Origin of the sequence: Actinoplanes aureus (genome assembly GCF_015704865.1) — a bacterium.
Taxonomy (GTDB): domain Bacteria; phylum Actinomycetota; class Actinomycetes; order Mycobacteriales; family Micromonosporaceae; genus Actinoplanes; species Actinoplanes aureus.
On sequence record NZ_JADQTO010000018.1, the window covers coordinates 100,722 to 119,299 of the forward strand.

Consider the following 18,578-nt stretch of genomic DNA (forward strand, 5'->3'; position numbering starts at 1 on the left):
CCTAGCTGCCGACGTTGACCGCCTCCGGCGTGCGTGCCGGAGTGGTGGGCGGTCGCGACGGCGCGGTGCGGCCGTCGCCCGCGCGGCGGGTCCGCACCAGGGTGAACAGGAACCGGCCGGCGCACACGATGGTCAGCGCGTAGAACAGCCCGAAGGTGATGTGCGCGGTGACCAGCAGGCCGTACACCCCGGCGGTGGCGGCGCCGAACAGCACCTGGTCGCGCGGGCGCGACGGGGACGTCTGCGGGTCGGTGATCATGTAGTTGGTGAACAGGATGAACGCCACGCCGGTCATCACCAGCAGGGCGGACGCCAGACTGTCCGGCAGGAACGCGCCCCGGATCACCGCCTGCAGCGCGAAACCGCCCACCCAGCCGAGAATCAGCGGCATCCGCCCGGTCAGCTTCGCGTTGATCACCGTGCCGGAGATCAGGATCACCGCCGGCAGCGCCCAGTCGACGATCGAGCCGGTGTTCTCGGTGAACTGGTACGGCGGTGCGATGGCCACCCAGGTGAAGCAGATCAGCGTGGCGCTGATCCCGAGGTTGCTCGGGTTGAAATAGTGGCGCGGCACCCCACCGACCCGGATCCGCAGCAGGTACTTGCTGCTGATCGCGACGGTCACGGCGAAGACGGTGGGCATCAGCCGCTCGTTGCCGTACAGCAGCATCGCGCAGGCCAGCGCGGCGATGTGCGCGGGCAGCAGGAAGGTGACCAGGTTGCCGGTGGAGCCGCGGAAGCGGACCGGCCGGTGCTGCGCCCACGCGTCCACGCTCTCCAGGAGCAGGCTCAGCGCGTACGCGGTCAGCAACGCCACGATCGGCGTCAGATACGACTGCTCGAAGCCGAGCCACACGTGCCCGAGGATGGTGAAGACGGTGATGGACACGGCGAACCGGCGCAGCGCGGTCAACCCCTTGGGCGATCGGGTCGGAGACGTCATCGCTGTTCCTTTCTAGGCGCCGGCGCCGAGGGTCAGGTCGTGCCAGCCGGGCGGCAGCGTGCGGGTGAGGGTGTGCCGGCCGGCCGCGTCGCGCCAGGTGACCGTGACCGTGGCCGCGCCGCCGCCCGCGCCGAGCCCGAACAGCAGCTCGGGGGAGTTCACCCCGGTGTGCCCGTTGGCCGGGTAGAGCTGGGCGCGCGACTCGGTGCCGTCCGCGCGGGTGACGGTGACCGAAGCACCGATGGCCGGTCGCGGCCGATCCGCCGGGCTCGCGCCCGGCAACAACAACCGCAGACCGAGGTACGCGCTACGCGTACCGGTGTTGTGCAGGAACTGCGAGCGGGCCCACTGGTTCGCGAGGAGCACGTCCGGCCGCCCGTCGTGGTCGACGTCGGCGATCGCGATGCCCCGGCTCGGCCCGTGGTTGGCTATCCCGAGCTTCGCGGCGATGTCGACGAAGCGGCCGTCGGCGTCCCGGACGAAGAACGGGTCCCGCTCCCGGCCGGAGATGTCGGTGTCGGCGTCGAAGTTCGGCCACGCCGCCGGGAACCGCAGCACGTCGTCGTTGGCCATGGCGAGTTCCTGGAGGTTGGCCCAGCGGTTGATCCGGCCGCGGACGAAGCCGACCGCCTGGATCAGCTCGTCGGTGCCGTCGCCGTCGAAGTCGGCGGCCTTGACGTCCCAGCCCCAGCCGCTGCGGGGCAGCCCGAGCGGCTCGCTGTCGTCACGGTAGGGCGCGCGACCGTCGCCGAGCGGGCCGGTCCCGGTGCTGACGAACGCGAAGTTGCTCTCCTCCAGGCCACGCTCGACGGTGATGTTGCTGACCACGATGTCCGGCCGGCCGTCGGCGTTCAGTTCGGTGTACGCCACACCCATGCTCTTGAACGAGTCGTCGCCGAGCGCCTTGGACTTGGGCATGTCGGCCTCGCGCACGCCGCGCAGCTCGTCGAACGCGATCCGGCCCGGCGCCGAACGGTTGTGCAGCAACTGGTCCGGCCCGAAGTCGTTGGCCAGGTACAGCTCGGGCAGCGCGTCGCCGTCCAGGTCCTGGGCGCCGGTGGCCAGCGTCCACGAGGTGGAGGGCGCGCCTTTCAACGCCGCCGAGGCGTCGGTGTAGCGCGGCACGCCGACGCCGGCGGCCCGGTCCACGCCGGTGAGCCGCAGGATCCGGTTGGTGCCGGCGTTCGTGGCCTTGGACATCGAGTCCTGCATCCGCATGTGCGGGTCGTCGCGGGCGGCGCCGTCCAGCACCCGGGCACCGTCCGGGAAGTAGTTGCCGATGAACACGTCGAGGCGGCCGTCGCCGTCCAGATCCACCACGTTGGCCGTGGTGCTGTTCCAGATCTCGGTGGGGTTCGGCACGATGTCGGTGGCACGGAACGCGTCCGCTCGCAGCGGCGCACCGGGCAGGCGCAGGTAGGCGATCGGGGTCCGCCCCCAGAAGTGCACCAGCACGTCGGTCCAGCCGTCCTCGTTCAGGTCGGCGGGCACGCAACCCATCGGCGCCGTCGTCGTCGCGTCGTACGCCACTCCGGCCGGCAGCAGCGCGAACACCGGGAACCGGCCGGCGCGGTCCGGCGTCGGCCGGATGGTCACCGAGTCGTCGCGCGGATCGACCAGGCACGCCTCGGCGGGCAGCCCGTCGCCGTCCATGTCGGCCAGGCCGGCGGCGGCTCCGACCGCGGAGATCCAGCCCTGGATGTGCCGCAGCGCCGGCTGCACGGTCCGTTGCGTACGCGCTCCCGCCGGGTCCCCGTTGACGTCGCGGATCTCGAAGCCGAACCGTGCGGCAAGCGTCGTGGTGTCCGCGGCCGGTGCCGCCGGCAGCCGGGTGAACCAGCCGGCGGCCACGCACAGCGCCGCTGCCAGCACGGCCACCAGCGCCATCCGTCCGCTCTCCCGCATTCTCATGATCGCTCCTCCGCGGCCGCCGGGCCGACCGCGGTGGCGGCCGCCAGCCGCTGCACGCGCAGTCGCCACCGGCGATAGCCGCTCGCGTCCTGGTCCGGGACGTCCAGGCCCTCCCGGGCGGTCCAGGTCCATGCCGAGGCCGTGGCCGGGGTGACCCCGGCCAGGATGGGCACCGCGATGTCGCAGTGCTCCGGGATGCCGCCGGCCAGCCGCCAGGCCTCGGCGGCGAACGCCGCGCCCTGCGCGAGGGACGGGCGGTGCTCCGCCGCACGCTCGGCGAGCAGTTCGTAGGTTCCGGGGCCGGCGCCGCCGGCATAGGTGGCGGCCAGGCCGATCCCGCTCCACACGTCACCGTGGTGGCGTGACGGCATCGTGGTGACCAGCGCGGCCACCCGCTCCGGGTCGCCGCAGGCCCGGAACCAGAGGGAGCGGCCCAGGCCCTGGTACTCGATCTCGCACACCGCGGAGCACGGGTACGCGTGCGCCCGCCGGCGGTCGAGCTGCCGCGGCCCGGCGAAGAACGCGTCGCAGAACCCCTTGCCGTCGTACGCCAGCCAGCGCAGCAGCGGTGCCGAGGCGCCGATCCGGCCGAGCCGCCGGCGTCGCAGCTTGGCCATCGCCCAGCCGCTGCCGACGTGCATCAGGTACGCGTACCGGTCGCCGTAGGCCGCGTGCAGCGCGTCGGTGCGCCGGGTCCCGGAGATCCGCGCCGCGTCCAGCAGGGTGGCGGCCATGGCCGCGCCCTCGGCGGCGAATCCGCGCCGGTTCGCGGGTGTGTCCAGCTCGGGCGGTTCGTCCGGGCCGGTGGCGAGCTCAGCGTTGTAGCCGTCCAGGAACGAGCCGGCCGCCGCCTCCAGCGTGGCCCGGGTGGCGGCCGGCTCGGTGGCGAACCCGCGCGCGCGGAAGTCGACCAGCGACGGTGAGAGCACCAGCGGCCGGCGCCAGCCCAGCCGGCGCTGCGGTGACTTCGATCCGGTCATGCCGGTGAGCCAAACACCGGCGGGTTGACGGTTTCTGGAACGTTCTGGACCCGGCCTGACAGCCCCGGAGGGCGGTCCGATCGGAAGAAGTCGGGCCACCGGTGACGCCGTACGATGAGCGGGACCCCAAGCATCGATGCGACCGGGCAGGTGGGTGCGATGCGAATGGCCCAGTTGGCCGAACGGAGCGGCATCGCGGTGCCAACGATCAAGTACTACCTGCGGGTCGGACTGCTGCCGCCCGGGCGGGCAACGGCCCGCAACCAGGCCGAGTACACCGACCGTCACCTGCGCCGGTTGCGGCTCGTCGACACGCTGATCGGCGTCGGGGGCTTCGCCGTGACGGCGGCCCGCGCGGTTCTCGCGGCCGTCGACGACGTACGCCTCCCCGCCGCCGAGCTGGTGGGCACCGTTCTGACGGCCGCACCCGCCGCCGGCCGGGCCCGCGGTGTCGACGACGGCGACCTGCGCACCGCCGAACTGGTGGTCACCGCGGCCGTCGGCGACCGGCACCGCACTCCGGCGGCCGAGGCCCGGCTCTTGGACTCGCTGATCGAGGCGTGCGCGGTCGCCGAGATGCTCGGCGTCGTTGAGCTGGGCGCGGCGCTCGAGCAGTACGTCGCCGCCGCCCGGATGTGCGCCGCCTGCGACGAGAAGGTGCTGCTCGCCTATGCGGCGCATCGCAACCTCGCACCGGAGGAGCGCGACCCGGCCGTCCGCGAGGCCGTGGTGATCGTCCTGGTGCTGGGTGCCGTACTGCGCTCGGCGCTGACCGGCCTGGCACAGCAGGACGTGCTGTCGCCGTTGCTGGCCGGCGCCGCCGGCCTGCCGGACGCGGGTTGAGCCCGCGGATTCATGTTCGGCTACCGGTCGAAAAGGGACTCGAAGAGCTCGATGCGCCGGGTCGAGATCGGCACGGTCAGGTGGAGCGGGGTGCTCATCGACGGTGGCGCCGGGACCGGCGCCGGGACGGGCAGCAGCGCACGGATGCCGCGTTCGGCGAGCTCGCGTTCGACGCTGCCGTCCGGGTCGGCGACCACCACCCACGGGATGTCGGGATGCCCGGGTTGGACGGTGAGTCCGGCCGCGCTCAGCCGGTTCACGAACGCCGGTTTCACCGTCCGGACGCGCCGCCGCAGCGCGGCGAGCGGATCGCCGGCCGACAAAACCCGCAGCGCGGCGTGCAGCGCAAGCTCGCCGATCAGCATCGGGGTGATCAGTTCGCGGACGCGGACGGCCAGCGCCGGGGAACAGACCGCGAAGCCCGCCCGCAGGCCGCCCCAGGAGTACGCCTTGGTGAATCCGCGCAGCACGATCAGGTTGTCCACCTCGCCGGCCACCGTGACGAGACTGCCGGCCGGGCCCAGGTAGGCCGCCGCGCTCTCGTCCACGACGAGCACCGCGTCCGCCCGCGCCACGACCCCGGCGAGCCGGACCATGTCGCCGAGGTCCAGGATGCCGGCGTCGAACGCGGGCCGGTCCAGGCTCACCAGCGTGGGCCGGACCCGCCGGATCTCCGCGGTCAGCGCGGCGAGCGTGGCAGGTTCCCCGGTGATCCGGACGTCCGCGCCGCGGAACGCGGCCCAGGCCGCCAGATCCGGGTGGGTGTGCGCGGGTGCCAGGATCGGGCCGCCGTCGGCGAGGCCGGCCAGGTCCCGCAGCAGCGAGGTCACGCCGGCGCCGAAGCTGAGCTGGGCGGGCGCCACCGGGCGGCCGAAGAACCGGCTGACCACCGGTGCGCCGCGCCGGCCGCCGAACGGGTCGTCCACCGGGTAGTGGCCGGCCACCTGGTCGGCCTGGGCGGCGAGGTCGGCCCACACCTTCGCCGGCGAGGGGTCCAGCAGTTCCGTCTCGTCGTCGGCGTACCGCAGGTCCAGCCGGGTCGCCTCGCCGGCCGTGCCCCACGCCGTCACGGCCAGGGAGTCCGGCGGCGCGGGCAGCGCCCGGGCCACGATCAGCACGCCCGGCGGGGTGCCGCTGGAGGTGAGCTCGAGGTGCTCCACCCGGTAGCCCGCGGCGCGGACCAGCGCGGACAGTTCGGTCGGATGGTAGAAGCGGGTCGCGCCGCAGCGCCCGGTGAGCGGGTCGAACGACCCGGTGGGTGCGCTCTGGTCGAGCAACAGCACGCCGTCCGGCCGTAGCCGGCGGCGCAGGTCGGCCAGGTGGCGCCGGTGCGCCGGCTCGTCACCCGGGCGAGGCCATCCGGCGCAGACGGCGGCGTCGGCGGGCGGCGCGCCGGGCTCCGGCGGGATCACGACGACGGTACGCCCGGAGCGTTCCAGCGCGGCCGTCAGCCCTGCGGCGTCCGTGCCGGTGATCAGAACCCGCTCGCCGGTGAGCCACCGGTCCAGCAGTCGCTCGATGTGGCCGGCGGACATCAGCGGCCGGCCAGGATCTCGCGCAGGGTGGCGCCGCTGTCGTACCCGAGCGCCAGCTCCGATGGCTGGTAGAGGCAGAACCGGTGCCCGCCGGGATCGGTGAAGTGGATGGTGCGGCCGATCTCCTTGGAGCCGACGCCGCGCCCGCTGAAGGTCAGCCCGGCGTCCGCCAGCTCGGCCGTGCTGCGGTCGATGTCCGGGGTGTGGAACACGAGCAGGTACGTGTCGTGCCGGACACGGCAGCCGTTCGTGACGGGCGGCGCCGCTTCCAGCACGATCGGGACCGATCCGGTGACGAAGGCCGGCTCCGCCGGCTCCGGCTGCCACAGGCCCAGCACGTCGCGATAGAACGGCACGCAGGCCGCCGGATCGGTGACCCGCAGGCGCAGCTCGGTGACGACCGGGGGCCGGCCGCCGGGCCGGAAGCGGTGGCCGTGCGGATCGGTCACCAGCGCCGTCCCGCCGGCGCACACGATGGTCAGCCCGTCCGAGCCGGACACCCGGAAACGCGAGGCGGGGGAGAGGTTGAGCGAGAGCAGCAGCGAGCCGGCGTCGTACTTGACCACGCCGTGGCGGTGGCTCGGATCGTCGTCGGTCTCGATCACCGGCAGGCCGAGCCGGTCCTCCATGAACGCCCGCTGGGCGGCCAGATTGTGGGCCTCGAGGAAGACGTACAGCAGTGGCCGATCTCGAAGAAGCACCGCAACTCCTCGTTGTCGTACGCCCGCGGGGTTCTCATCAGTTGCTTTGTTCGTGTGTCCGGGTATGCCGGAGACGCGTCAAGTGCCAGGCTGGTCCGGACGGAAACCGTTAGAAGGTGGGGGTCGACATGATCATCGGAATGCACGCCACGATGTACAGCACCGACGCCGAGAAGGACCGGGCCTTCCTGCGCGACACACTGGGCCTGACCACGGTCGACGCCGGAGGCGGCTGGCTGGTCTTCGCGCTTCCCCCGGCCGAGTTGTCCGTGCATCCCACCGACTCGGCGCCGACCGGGGAGATGGCCGATCTCATGGAGTTCTACCTGCTGTGCGACGACGTCAACGCGACGATCACCGAGCTGCGGGAGAAGGGCGTCGACATGTCCGGCGAGATCAGCGACGAGGGCTGGGGGCTGGTCACCTCGATCCCGCTGCCCGGCGGCGGCAAGATCGGTATGTACGAGCCGCGTCATCCGACGGCGATGAGCTGAGCGTTCCGGCCGGGGTCCGGCGGGCGCGGCGGCGCGGGCGAAACGGCGCCGCCGCGCCGGGCCCTCATTCTTCCTCGTCCTGCTCGACGCTCTGGGCGGCGAACACCTCAAGCATGCCGCCCTTGGCGTCGAGCGACTCGTGTTCGACCATCAGGCCGTCCTGGAACGTCACCACGTCCGTGCCGGTGAAGCTGGTCTTCTGATTCGTGGCGGCCACACCGAGCCAGGCCCCCTTCTGGGTGCCCTCCATGCGCCACCGGAAGGTGACCTTGTCGCCTTCGGACGTCATCTCCTCGATGGTGAATCTGCCGTCCGGGAACGCCGAGCGCAGGTGCTGGATCTTCAGCTTGAGACCGAGCCGGTCCTTCGTCGTGCCGGGGAGCGGCGTCTTCTCGATGTTTCCCCGGCGCTTGACCAGCCCGTCGACAATCTTGGTGTTGCCGCTGTTGAACGCCTCGGTCATCTTGCGAATGGCGGCCTCGTTCGCCTGTTGCCTTTCCGCCTGAGTCATGTCAGCGCCTTCCTGGTTCGCTGATCCGCGTTCGCGATTACGTCTGCCGAGCCTAGGTACGCACCCGCCCGGCGCGCTTCTCACACCTTGCTCGTCAGCGCGCGATCCGCGGCCGTCTTGATCCGGGCGAGCAGCTCGAGCTGTTCGTCGAGGGGTGGCTGCCGGACGTTGGTGAACAGCACGTGGTCCACGGCGAGTTCTTCGAGGCGCCGGAGGTCCTCGACGACCTGGGCCGGTGAGCCGCCGAGAAACGGCCGGCCGGTCCCGATCGGGGACGACGTCAACGGGGTGGCCGCCCGTACCACGATCGACAGTCCGCCGGGGTCGCGGTCGGCCCGCGCGGCGGCGTCCCGGAACCGGCCGATCGCCCGCGCCAGCCGCTCGAACGACATGGACGTCGGGTTGAACCCGTCGGCGAACCCGGCGGCCCGGTCGATGGCCACGTCAGCGGCCGCGCCCACGATGATCGGCGGGCCGCCGGGCTGGTGCGGCTTGGGATCGAGGTACGACAGCGGGATCCGGTGGTACCGGCCGTCGTAGGAGACCGGGTCCGCGGCCCACGCCGCGCGCAGGGCCGACACGAAGTCGCGCAGCCGGTCGCCGCGCTCGCGGAACGGTACGTCCCAGGTGGCGTACTCCTCCCGCATCCAGCCCTGGCCGAGCCCGACGACGAGGCGCCCGCGGCTGAACCGGTCGACCGTGGCGAGCCGGCGTGCCAGCTGGATCGGGTTGTGCAGCGGTGCGGTCAGCACGCTGGTGCCCAGCTTCACGGTGGTGGTGCCCGCCGCCACGAAGGCGAGCGTGTCGATCGGTTCGTAGGTGGTCCGGTAGTACTCCGGCAGGGGCCGCGGCGGTCCCGGCGGCTGGGCGACGTCGGCCACCGGACACAGCAGCCGCTCGTGCGTCCACACCGCGGCGTACCCCAGATTCTCGGCCTCCCGGGCCATCCGCGTGATCGCCTCGGGGCCGGCGTACGGCCCCGAGGTCAGCAGATCCACCCCCAGATCCATGCTCGCTCCCTCCGCCGTCACCCGCCGGCGCATTCCGCGTCCGCCGCCGCGAGTGCTCCGGCGATCTCCTCGCAGTGCGCCGGCTCCAGCCGCGGGTTCGTCTGTACGAAGGCGAGCCGCCGGAGCAACCGCAGACTCTCGTCCATGAAGCCGGGCCGGTAGTCACGGTCCGGCACGTGCGACCACGGGTTGCTGCGCGCGTCGATGCCGACGCGCGCGTTCATGGCGCGGAATTCCGTCGCCCAGTGCGCTCCGGTCGCCGGCAGATAGCGATCCGTGCTCATGGCCGCATAGCAGTGTTCGATCTCGCCACCGGCGAACAGCTCCCGCGACGTCGTGACATGCCGGATCCCGCGTGCCCGGACGGCCGCCGCGAAGGCCTGACAGGCCGGCTCGTCCGGGAAGAGCAGGGGAGTCATCCAGCCGGAGTCGCCGGCCGGGTCGTTGCTGGGCACCCGCTGATACGTCCGCGCCGGTCCGGCCAGTTCGAAGATGCGGTCGCGGGCGGTGCGGAGCCGGCCGAGCAGCTCGTCGAGGCGTTCGAGCTGCGCCAGCGCCACCGCTCCGGTCAGCTCGTTCATGCGCAGACCGGTCGCCGGCATGATCCGCCCGCTGAGGTTCATCGCCCGCTTGCGGGCCGGGATCGTCCGTCCGCCGGTGTAGTGCACCGCGAACTGGTAGAGCTCGTCCGAGTTCGTCGCGAGGTAGCCGCCGTCGCCGGCCGCCACGAACTTCATGAACTTGGTGCTGAAGATCGCCGCATCGCCGATGCCGCCCAGCCGGCGGCCGCGGTAGCTCACCCCGACCGCCTGGGCGTTGTCCTCCAGCAGTGCGATGCCGTGCCGGTCGGTCAGGGCGCGCAGCGGCCCCAGGTCGCACGGGGCTCCGAAGAGGCTGACCGCCATGACGGCCCGGGTCCGCTCGGTGATGGCGCGGGCCACGTCGGCCACCGAGATGCCGAGGGTCGCGTCCACCTGGGCGATGACCGGTACCGCCCCGCAGAGAATGACGGCGTCGGCGCAGCCCACCCAGGTCACGGCCGGAAGGATGACTTCGTCGCCGGGGCCGACGCCGAGTCCCAGCATCGCCGCGGTGAGAGCCGTGGTGCCGGAGACCGTGGCATGCACGTGCTTGACGCCCAGCAACGACTCCATCCCCTGCTCGAAGCGCCCGACGAAGGAGCGGGAGGCGGGCACCTCGTACCTCCAGAGCCGTTTGCTCCGCAGCGCCTCCAGCACGTAGCGCTCCTCCGCCTCGCCGGTCAGCTCCGCCCCGGTGCTGGTGTAGGGGATGTCCAGATAGTTGCCGAGACCCGCGGCTCGCAGCGCGGCCGCGTACCGTTGCTCGCCCACGGCGTCCTGGATCAGCGACAGGACGACGGAGACCGCGGGCGGCGAGGCCGTGCGACTGAGATACCGGATCACGTCGGCGATCTCGTCGTCGTCCTTCGTCACGAACGCCTTGCGGAACTCGTCGTGGGCCTCGTCGCCGGCGAGCGCCGCATAGGCGGCGCTCTGCAGGTCCTTGAGCGCCCGGCCGGACCCGTCGTGGGTCTGCTCCGCCGTGATGGCCGCCAGCGCGGCCCGCAGGTCCTTGAAGTCCATGGTGCTGTGCCTCCGCGGTACGGGGAGCGGTGCTGGGGAAAAACGCGCGCGCTCAGAGGTCCGCGCGCAGGATTCGCTGGATCGCCGCGCCGCTGGGCCGCGCCATGGTCTCCGCGGACGGCTGGCACAGGTAGTACCGGTGGCCGCCGGGATCGGCGAAGCCGGCGGCCACCCCGATCGGCGAGACTGGGGACTCCCCGGTGAAGGCGAGCCCTCGCGACGACAGTTCGGTGGTGGCCGCGTCCAGGTCGGCGGTGTGGAAGCCGAGCGCGACGCCCGCCGACCCTTCGACCGTCACCCGGTGCTCGGCCGCGTGCTCAGCGTCGCCGACATGGTGCGTGGTCAGGAGAACTCCGCCGGCGTCGTACTTCACCACGCCGTCCGGAACGGCCGTCACACCGCGGTGGCAGGTGTTGACCTCCAGCGGTACGAGACCGAGCGTGCCCTGATAGAACTTCTCGGTCGCGTGCAGGTCGTGGACGTACAGGAAGACGTAGAGCAGTTCCAGGCCGGGCCCGTCGCCGGCGGCCCGCCGCAGCGCCCGGATCTTGCCGCCGCTCGGCCAGCTCATCGCCGCCTCGGACGCCTCGTAGAGGCAGAGCCAGTGCCCGTCCGGGTCGTAGAGGTCCGCCATGGTGCCGGCCCGGGACGTCTGCGCGGGGCGTAGCGAACCACCCCGCTCGTCCATCGCGGCCCCCACCGCGCGCATGTCATCGACCAGCAACGTCAGGGTGAGGGAGCGATCCCGCTCGCCGAGAGGCACGGCGGGGTCGGAGGTACGGATCAGGGTGAGTACGACATGGCCGAGCGGGTAGCTCACCGACGTGTCGTCCGGGTCCAGCGCCGGAAGGCCCAATACCTCCTCGTAGAACTGTCGTGATCGGGAGAGATCGCGAACGGCCAGGGTCACGTACATCAGACGGTGCTTTGTCAGCATCGTTCCGGCTCCCGAGTGGAATCAGGCGGCCGGTTCGACCGCGTCTTTCTGCGACCGTAGGTGCCGGTCCGGACCGGGGTCTTCTCCCACGTTGCTCACCGCGCGCCGGCGACGATGCTGTAGCCGTGCTTGGCCGAGCTGATCTTGACAAGCCGCAGGCCGGCCTCGCCGAGGAGCGCCTCGAACTCTGCCGCCGTGCGTTCCCGGCCGTGGCAGCCGACGAGCATCAGCAGGTCCATCAGCAGCCCCGGGCTCGGCCGGTCGCCGGGCGGCAGCACGAACTCGACGACGAGCAGCAGCCCGCCCGGGTTCATCGCCCGGCGGCAGTTCGCGAGCACCCGGACCGCTTCGTCGTCCGGCAGGCCGTGCAGCACGCTCTTCAGCACGTACGCGTCACCCGCCGGCAGGGACTGGCTGATGTCGCCGGCCACCGCTGTGCAGCGATCGGCGACGCCGGCCCGCTCGAACACCCGCCGGGCCTCGTCGAGCACGCGAGGCTGCTCGACGAGCACCCCCCGCATCGCCGGGTGGGCACCGACGATGGCGGCCAGCAGCTCGCCGCGGCCGCCGCCGACGTCGACGATCACGTCGACCCCGGAGAGGTCGTGCTCCGCGACCGCGCCGGCGACCGGGACGGTGTGCCGCGACATCATCTCGTCGAACACCGCTCCGGACTCCGGATGATCCGCGAGGTAGTGGAAGAACTCCTGGCCGTACAGGTTCTCGAAGGCCGGGGAGCCGGTGCGGACGCTGTGCTCCAGGGCGCCGAACGCCTGGTAGCTCACGCCGCCGGACCAGAGCGCGAAGGGGCGTACCGATCGGGGGGTGTCCGAACGCAGCAGCTCGCCGACCGGGGTGAGGGAGAATCGCCCGTCGTCCATGGCGACGATGCCGTAGCCAGCGAGCGCGCGGAGCAGGCGATACAGCGCCCCCGGATGAGCACCGACCGCGGCGGCGAGCTCCGTGCTGTCGCGCGGGCCGTCGCGCAGCTGGTCGGCGATGCCGAGCTTCGCCGCCACGTGGATGGCCTGCTGGATCTGATTGCCGACGAGGAGCTGGGCGAGGTTCTGGGCAGCGGAACTCACCGGTGCCGATGTGCTCGTCATCGCGGGAGCGTAACGCCGGGTAGCCGCCGGATTTTTCTTCCCGCTTGCTGTTCGGAAACCGGGGATCGTGCCGTCACACGCGGCGGCCGGTCACGGCGCTGTCCAGGGTCGCCACCCGGTCGCGGACACGCGCGGCGTCCGCCGGCGCGGTCGTACCGTATGCGGTCAATGCCCGTTGATAATGCTGTCGTGCGCCGCTCAGGTCGCCGTCTGCCCGGCATGCCTCCGCCAGACCGGTGTGCGCTTGCCCCTGCTGGTCCCGGGCGCCGGTCTCGGTCGCCACGGCGAGCGCGGCAGCGTGATGTTCCAAGGCATCAGCGATACGACCGGCGGCCGTAGCGGCTTCGCCCAGGCCGTTGAGTGCGTACGCCTCGTGTTCCCGGTCGCCGGCGTCCCGGAAGAGAGCGGCGGCCTCGTCGAGGTAGTACGTGGCCGCCTCATGATTGCCGCGACGTCGTTCGACCCCACCAAGTCCGAGGTAGGTCCAGCCCAAGCCGGTGACGTTGCCGACGTTCCGGTAGATCTGTGCGGCTTGCTGGTAGTGCTCGGCGGCCGCGTCGTCGCGGCCCGACCGGGCCTCCAGGTCGCCCAGGTTGGCGAGAGCCATGGCTTCGCCGTCACGGTCGCCGGCTCGCTCGAACAGCGTCAGAGCCAGGCGATGACGTCGGCTCGCCACCGCGTCGTGGCCCAGCCGCTCGGCGATGTTGCCCAGGTCGGTCAACGCCGCCGCCTCGCCGGTCGGGTCGCCCGCCTGCCGGTACAACACGAGTGCTTCCTCGAGGTATCCGGTCGCCTCCGGGTAGCGGCAGAGCCGCCAGTTCGCGATGCCGAGATTGCCGAGCGTACGGGCCTGCCCGACGGCGTCGCCGGCGTCGCGGAACAACCGCAACGCCTGTTCGAAGTCGTCGATGCTCTCCGATTGCCGGCCGAGGTGACCGTTGGCGTTGCCCAGGCCGAGCATGGCGTGCGCTTCACCGGCCCGGTCCCCGGCCGCCCGGGCCGCATCGCGGGCATGGCCGTGCACCACCATCGCCTCGTGGTGGAATCCGCCGTCGAGATAGCGGTAAAGGATGCTGGAGAGGACGACCGCGTGGCGGGTGTGGCGACCTTGCGCGGCCGCCACGACGACCGCCACAAGATTGGCGCGCTCGGCGTCGAGCCAGTTCCGCGCGGTCTCCGGGTCCGGCAGGGCCGTGGCCGTCGTTCGGGAGGTGGGGACGAAGACCAGACGGTGATGCTTCTCGGCCGGGTACGACACGTGCATCGCCTCGGCCGCCATGACGGCGTAGTAGTCGAACAGCCGGGTCAGTGCCGCGGCGCGCTCGACGTCGTGGTGCTCGTCGTTCGCCAGCTCGCCGGCGTAGCTGCGCAGCAGATCGTGCATGGTGTACCGGCCGGCACCGGACCGGCTGATCAGATGCGCCCGGTTGAGCCGTTCCAGGGCATCCCGGGCGGACGACGGCTCGTCGCCCAGCAGCGCGGCGGCGGCGCCGAGTCCGAGGTCGGCTCCGGGATGCAGGCCCAATAGCCGGAAGGCGCGCACTACCGGCGGGTCGAGGTTCCGCAACGACCAGGAGAACACCGACGCGACCGCGGTCCGGGGGTCTTCGTCGACGTCGAGCATGTGCAGTCGCCGCTGAGCCAGCTCGGCGGCCAGGTCGGACAGCCGGGCAGCGGGCCGGGAGTTGACCAGCTCGGCGGCTACCCGCAGAGCAAGCGGCAGTCGCGCGCAGCGCTCGGCGAGCTGCGTCGCCGCGCCGGGCTCGGCGCCCACCCGGCCGCCGATGAGACGGCTCAAGAGCTCTACCGCGTCGGGCAGAGGTAGCAGTCCCAGGTCCAGCCGGCGGGCACCGTCGCGCGCGACCAGGCCGGAGAGGCTGTCTCGGCTGGTCAGCACCACTAGGCAGGAGGGCGAACCGGGAAGCAGGGGTCGTACCTGTGCCGATGTGGCCGCGTTGTCCAGCAGGATGAGCAAGCGCCGGTGGGCGATGCGGGAGCGGTACAGCGCCGCCCGGCTGTCGACCTCCAAGGGGATGTCGTGCTCGGCCACGCCCAGACCGGTAAGCAGCCGTCGCAGGGCCTCGCCGCAATCGACCGGCCGGTCCTCGTCGTAGCCGCGCAGGTCGAGATACAGCTGCCCGTCCGGGAACCGGTCGCGAACCCGGTGGGCCCACCTGATCGCCAGAGCGGTCTTGCCCACCCCGGCGGTGCCCGCTATCGCCGAGATGACGACCGTGTTCGGCTCCGCGTGGCCGGCCAGCGTGTCGAGTACGCGCAGTTCCGCCGAGCGGCCGGTGAACGCGGTGACGTCCGCGGGAAGCTGAGCCGGCGGTGGCGGATCAGCCTGGCCGCCCGCAGGGGACCGGACAACTGCCGGATGCTGCTGCCGCAGCACGTTCAGATGGGCCGCGGTGATGCCGGGTCCTGGCGACACGCCGAGCTCGTCGGCGAGCCGGCTCCGCAGATCCGCGAATGCGCCGAGCGCGGCCGCCTGCTGACCGGAGCCCGCCAGCGCCAGCATCAGCCGCTCATGCAGCCCCTCGTGCAGAGGATGCTCAGTGATCATCCGTTGTAGCTCGGCCAGCACCGCCGCCGGGCGGCCCAAGGCCAGCCCAGCGTCGGCGAATCCGATGGTTGCCAGGACCCGTCGCTGAGTGAGGGAGACGGCCGCCGGATGACTGCGCAGCCGGTGGGTGCCATCGGCGAGGACCGGACCACGCCAGTGGGCGAGGGCCCGGGCGAAGGACGGGAACGCCTTCTCCGGCTGTCCCGCGTCGAGGAGCCGCTGTCCCTCATCCGCCGACCGCCGGAACTCGGCCACGTCGAGCTGCCCGGCGGCCAGCCGTAGCAGGTATCCGCCGCGGGACGCGACGACGAACGTGCCGGGGCTGCGCGGTGCCCGCCCTGGCTCCAGGCTGTCTCGCAGTCGCCGGACATAGACGTGCACCAGGTTGTGGCAGGTCCCCGGCGGGCGGTCACCCCAGAGGACGTCGATGATGTCGGCAACGGCGACGCGGTCGCCGGCATGGATGGCGAGCAGGCCGAGGACGTCGCGCTGCATCGGTGAGGAGAGGTGGACGTCAGCGGAGTCGCGGCGAACGGCAAGTGGTCCGAGCGCGGCCACGGCGAGGGGCTCGACGGTCACGACCGTGGCCTCGCCGCCGTCCGGTGGCAGTGCACCGTTCGAGCCCGGCCCGTCCAGCGCGGCGATCAGCCGCCGAACCGTCTCCGGCCGCGGCCTGGCCATGACACCACGCTCGATGTTGCGAATGGCCCGCACACTCACGCCCGCTCGGTCGGCGAGCTCCTCCTGCGACATCGCGGCGCGCCGACGCCGCTCTCCCAGCTCGCGTCCCAGCACTGCTCGGTCGTCCCCGACAACCACGATCGGTCTCCGCTCGGTCATGGCCCTGCCCCGCAAGGATCACTGTATCGACGTCGGTGATGCCGGCATTGTCGTCGCGGTGACAGCAGTGCCGGTAACCCGACGGCGGCATCATGCCGGTCGCGCCGAATAAGCCCTGGTCAGCTGGCTGTCGCCGCGGTCAGTGAGAGTTCAGTCCGGCACCCTGTGGTCGCACCTAGATTCGTCATCGGAGGTGGATGGCAATGTTGAGAACACGCAGACTCGTCGCGATGCTGATCGCTGTGAGCATGTGCACCGCCGCGCTCACGGTGGTGCCGGCGTCACCCGCGTCAGCGTTCGCCTACCGGTCGGACAGATGCTGGGAGGACGGTTGCGGCAGCGCCTCGGCGGACCGGCTCAGCGCGTCCAGGTACTACCGGGGCCAGTTCTCCACCAAGGACTTGCGCTGTGGGCCGCTGTCGTTCTCCGACTATTTCGGCACCGTCCGCGTGTGGTGGAGCGACGGATCCAGCCGGTACGTTCCGGCGGAAGCCAAGCGCGGCCAATGCGGCACGCCGAAGGCGTACACGTGGGAGAGCCCGATCCGGAGCGGACTGGAAGTGATCCGCTTCCGGTACGTGATCTGCGACAGCACGAGCAGCCCCGGACGCGGCTGCTTCGAAGGCGGCGACGCGGGCTGATCGGCCGCACACTGCTGGGGCCGCCACGGGGAGCCCCAGCAGTGCTGCCGCGGTTGTCAGGAGTTGCGAAGGAAGCAGCCGCTGGCCAGCAGCGGGCCACCGAAGAAGGGATGGAAGTCCTGGGTGACCCAGATGCAGGCGTGGCTGGTCTGCGCGGTGCTCCACGGCCGTTGCAGGTTGCCGGAGTACGTCGACCAGGTTCCCGGATCACGCGGCGGGAAACGAGCACTGGTGTCCGCCAGGACCTGGCCGAAGATGTCGATCCATTGCACTCGGATCACAACATAATGGGCCGGATCGCATTTACCGGAGAACGCGTATCCCACTCCGAGATTGCTGACATTGGCATTGAGGTTGATCGCGGTGCAATCCACCGCGGCGAGTTTGGTGTCGGGCGCGGCGTGCGCGGTGCCCGCGGTGGTGCCGAGGGCGAGCGCGATGGTGACGAAAAGCAAACCGAGCATGCGTCGGACAGTGTGCATCTTCATCGGTGCCTCCTCAGCACGAAACACTGATGTGGATTTCGATGTTGATGTCGCTCGGGAAGCGCCCGTCCTCGGCGGGCATCAGCCGGAACACCTCGTAGTTGGTCGGGCCGGGGTCCTCGTCCAGCGGCGGCCGCTTGGCCCGGCCGGCGTAGCCGACGGCCGAGACGCCGAGCCGCTTCAGCGCCCGGGAGACACCCGCGGGGTCGCCCGTCTGCAGCGCCTCCGCCATCGTCCTGGCCGCTGCCCCGTCCTCGGCGAAGCGATCGGCGGTCGAGGCGATCTCGCGCAGCGCCGTCTGGTAGCCGCTGACGCGCGAGTCGGTGATGGTCATTCTCGTTCCTCCATGAGTGAAGTGATCCGCAAACGGCGCCTGCCGCCGTTGCGCTTTCGACTATGGCAATCGGTGGTGGCTCCGGAAATTCGCAGAATTGCGTACGCGTTCGCGAGTTTTTCCACCGCGTCTTCAATCCGGAGCAGGACAATGGTTCGTCGAATCTCGGACAGTCGAACAGGTCGATGCTGTGTCACCCTCGAGCGCGACATTCCGCGGAGCCGGCCGTTCGTGCGCGGCCACCGGACACGGGGACGGCGAGAGGCTTCCGGCCATGAATTCAGTGACCGCCGCAGATTGGCGCAGAATCTCCGATCTGATCCATAGGTTCCACGCATCGGAGCAGGACATGCCCGCGGCGGTGCTCGCCGACATCGGTGGACTGATCGGCTGCGAGGTGGCTTCCTACAGCGTGGTCGACCACGTGGAACAGCAGCTCCTGCAGGCGGTCGCCGTACCGCATACGTCGAATCTTCTCGGCATCGCGTCGTTCCATCAGCTGTTCGATCAGCACCCCGGCTTCTCGGCCTACCGCGACGGCAAGCTGGACCACGGGGAGTCCGCCGCCTGGTCCGATCTGCTGGAACGGCGAGCGCTCCGCCGGCTGCCGTTGATCGTCGACTTCTTCGAACCCCGCGAGACACGCGATCAGCTGCTGTGCGTGGTACGCCTGCACCGCCACCAGGGAGGCGTGCTTGCCATCAACCGGTCTCGCCCCGGATTCTCCGCGCGTGATCGAGCCGTGGTCGAGACACTGGCGTCACACCTGCGCGTGGCCGTGCTGCACCGTGAACAGGTGTCGATGATGCGGGCCGCCGTGCGCCGTACCGACCGCCACAACCGGCGACTCGACCGGGCGTCACCCCGGTTGGACACGCTCACCGCGCGGGAACGGGACGTCGTCACGCTCCTCACCGACGGGCTGGGCGACCGCGAGATCGCTCAGTCCCTGCACGTCAGCGTGCGTACGGTGCACAAACATCTGCAAAACGTCTACCGCAAGCTGGGCCTCGACGGTCGTGCCCAGGTGATCGCCATGACATCCGCGAGTGTGGCCGACGACCTGATTTGAGCCGGCACGTCAGCCGGTACGCTGCACCGGCGGCTCAGGTCCGGCCGCGCGATCATTGGCCGAGA

General features: G+C 71.4%; 17 protein-coding genes. 4 read left to right on the top strand and 13 right to left on the bottom strand.

The features are described 5' to 3' along the window. Position 1: 1 nt before the first annotated feature. Genes I4J89_RS32075 through I4J89_RS32085 form a run of 3 tightly spaced genes read right to left on the bottom strand, consistent with a single transcriptional unit; the run spans position 2 to position 3,834 of the window. Positions 2–943 carry an RnfABCDGE type electron transport complex subunit D gene (locus I4J89_RS32075; RefSeq protein WP_196417870.1) on the bottom strand — a complete coding sequence of 314 codons (942 nt, stop codon included), beginning with the start codon at positions 941–943 and terminating at the stop codon, positions 2–4. A gap of 12 nt (positions 944–955) precedes the next feature. Beyond that, positions 956–2,854, bottom strand: a complete 1,899-nt coding sequence (locus I4J89_RS32080; RefSeq protein WP_196417871.1) for an FG-GAP repeat domain-containing protein — start codon at positions 2,852–2,854, stop codon at positions 956–958. Continuing rightward, positions 2,851–3,834, bottom strand: a complete 984-nt coding sequence (locus I4J89_RS32085) for a DUF1702 family protein (RefSeq protein WP_196417872.1) — start codon at positions 3,832–3,834, stop codon at positions 2,851–2,853. Before I4J89_RS32085 ends, I4J89_RS32080 begins: the two co-directional genes overlap by 4 nt. Positions 3,835–3,999: 165 nt before the next feature. Between I4J89_RS32085 and I4J89_RS50075 the strand changes: the two genes are divergently transcribed. Then, the gene (locus tag I4J89_RS50075) at positions 4,000–4,677 is read left to right on the top strand and encodes a MerR family transcriptional regulator (RefSeq protein ID WP_230859975.1); all 678 of its coding nucleotides are present in this window, start codon (positions 4,000–4,002) and stop codon (positions 4,675–4,677) included. Between the two features lie 20 nt (positions 4,678–4,697). Here I4J89_RS50075 and I4J89_RS32095 read toward each other — a convergent pair whose 3' ends face one another. Both I4J89_RS32095 and I4J89_RS32100 read right to left on the bottom strand, forming a co-directional pair. Next, the gene (locus I4J89_RS32095; RefSeq protein WP_196417873.1) at positions 4,698–6,212 is read right to left on the bottom strand and encodes an aminotransferase class I/II-fold pyridoxal phosphate-dependent enzyme; all 1,515 of its coding nucleotides are present in this window, start codon (positions 6,210–6,212) and stop codon (positions 4,698–4,700) included. Continuing rightward, positions 6,212–6,913, bottom strand: coding sequence for a VOC family protein (locus I4J89_RS32100; protein ID WP_196417874.1), 702 nt, complete (start codon positions 6,911–6,913; stop codon positions 6,212–6,214). Before I4J89_RS32100 ends, I4J89_RS32095 begins: the two co-directional genes overlap by 1 nt. 128 nt (positions 6,914–7,041) lie before the next feature. Between I4J89_RS32100 and I4J89_RS32105 the strand changes: the two genes are divergently transcribed. Continuing rightward, positions 7,042–7,407, top strand: a complete 366-nt coding sequence (locus I4J89_RS32105; RefSeq protein ID WP_196417875.1) for a VOC family protein — start codon at positions 7,042–7,044, stop codon at positions 7,405–7,407. A gap of 64 nt (positions 7,408–7,471) precedes the next feature. Here the strand turns inward: I4J89_RS32105 and I4J89_RS32110 are convergent, their stop codons facing one another. The 6 genes from I4J89_RS32110 to I4J89_RS32135 all read right to left on the bottom strand — a co-directional run bounded on the left by I4J89_RS32110 (position 7,472) and on the right by I4J89_RS32135 (position 15,981). Beyond that, positions 7,472–7,918 (bottom strand): ester cyclase, encoded by a 447-nt coding sequence (locus I4J89_RS32110; protein ID WP_196417876.1) that lies wholly within the window; start codon positions 7,916–7,918, stop codon positions 7,472–7,474. 80 nt (positions 7,919–7,998) lie between these two features. Next, positions 7,999–8,928, bottom strand: coding sequence for a TIGR03619 family F420-dependent LLM class oxidoreductase (locus I4J89_RS32115; RefSeq protein ID WP_196417877.1), 930 nt, complete (start codon positions 8,926–8,928; stop codon positions 7,999–8,001). A 17-nt stretch (positions 8,929–8,945) separates the two neighbouring features. Further along, positions 8,946–10,532 carry a DegT/DnrJ/EryC1/StrS family aminotransferase gene (locus I4J89_RS32120; protein WP_196417878.1) on the bottom strand — a complete coding sequence of 529 codons (1,587 nt, stop codon included), beginning with the start codon at positions 10,530–10,532 and terminating at the stop codon, positions 8,946–8,948. Between the two features lie 52 nt (positions 10,533–10,584). After that, on the bottom strand, positions 10,585–11,469 hold the full coding sequence (locus tag I4J89_RS32125) for a VOC family protein (protein WP_196417879.1): 885 nt from the start codon (positions 11,467–11,469) through the stop codon (positions 10,585–10,587). A gap of 95 nt (positions 11,470–11,564) precedes the next feature. Continuing rightward, positions 11,565–12,575 (bottom strand): methyltransferase, encoded by a 1,011-nt coding sequence (locus tag I4J89_RS32130; protein ID WP_196417880.1) that lies wholly within the window; start codon positions 12,573–12,575, stop codon positions 11,565–11,567. A 73-nt stretch (positions 12,576–12,648) separates the two neighbouring features. After that, positions 12,649–15,981 (bottom strand): BTAD domain-containing putative transcriptional regulator, encoded by a 3,333-nt coding sequence (locus I4J89_RS32135; protein WP_196417881.1) that lies wholly within the window; start codon positions 15,979–15,981, stop codon positions 12,649–12,651. Between the two features lie 230 nt (positions 15,982–16,211). Here I4J89_RS32135 and I4J89_RS32140 point away from each other — a divergent pair, with 230 nt between their 5' ends. Continuing rightward, positions 16,212–16,622, top strand: coding sequence for a hypothetical protein (locus I4J89_RS32140; protein WP_196417882.1), 411 nt, complete (start codon positions 16,212–16,214; stop codon positions 16,620–16,622). A gap of 56 nt (positions 16,623–16,678) precedes the next feature. Here the strand turns inward: I4J89_RS32140 and I4J89_RS32145 are convergent, their stop codons facing one another. After that, the gene (locus I4J89_RS32145) at positions 16,679–17,110 is read right to left on the bottom strand and encodes a hypothetical protein (RefSeq protein WP_196417883.1); all 432 of its coding nucleotides are present in this window, start codon (positions 17,108–17,110) and stop codon (positions 16,679–16,681) included. A 10-nt stretch (positions 17,111–17,120) separates the two neighbouring features. Continuing rightward, positions 17,121–17,441 (bottom strand): hypothetical protein, encoded by a 321-nt coding sequence (locus I4J89_RS32150; RefSeq protein WP_196417884.1) that lies wholly within the window; start codon positions 17,439–17,441, stop codon positions 17,121–17,123. Between the two features lie 349 nt (positions 17,442–17,790). Between I4J89_RS32150 and I4J89_RS32155 the strand changes: the two genes are divergently transcribed. Next, positions 17,791–18,513: a helix-turn-helix transcriptional regulator gene (locus I4J89_RS32155; protein ID WP_196417885.1), complete on the top strand. Its 723-nt coding sequence runs from the start codon at positions 17,791–17,793 to the stop codon at positions 18,511–18,513. Positions 18,514–18,578: the final 65 nt, after the last annotated feature.